At 43.6% G+C, this 241-nt stretch carries 1 pseudogene; it reads left to right on the top strand.

Features of this window, described 5'->3' with window-relative positions:
- Positions 1-187: pseudogene (locus AB4512_RS22945) on the top strand (ABC transporter ATP-binding protein); the annotation flags it as partial.
- Positions 188-241 lie beyond the last annotated feature (54 nt).

Genomic DNA, 241 nt, shown 5'->3' on the forward strand with positions numbered 1-241 from the left:
GCTTCATGATGTCAACATGGCCGCCAAATTCAGTGACCATTTGATTGCGCTTCATTCTGGAAAATTGATTGCCTCCGGTTCGCCTAAAGATTTGATGACACCAGAAACACTGATGCAAATCTACGGAATGGAACTTGCGCTCTTTAAGCACCCTGAGACAGGGCAACCTATCAGCTACATCCCTTAAATAAAAAGGTACCTGTTGTGAAAAAGTTCATCACCATGCTGTTCACGGTATTAG

Origin of the sequence: Vibrio sp. 10N.222.52.B7 (genome assembly GCF_041474275.1) — a bacterium.
Classification (GTDB): domain Bacteria; phylum Pseudomonadota; class Gammaproteobacteria; order Enterobacterales; family Vibrionaceae; genus Vibrio; species Vibrio crassostreae_C.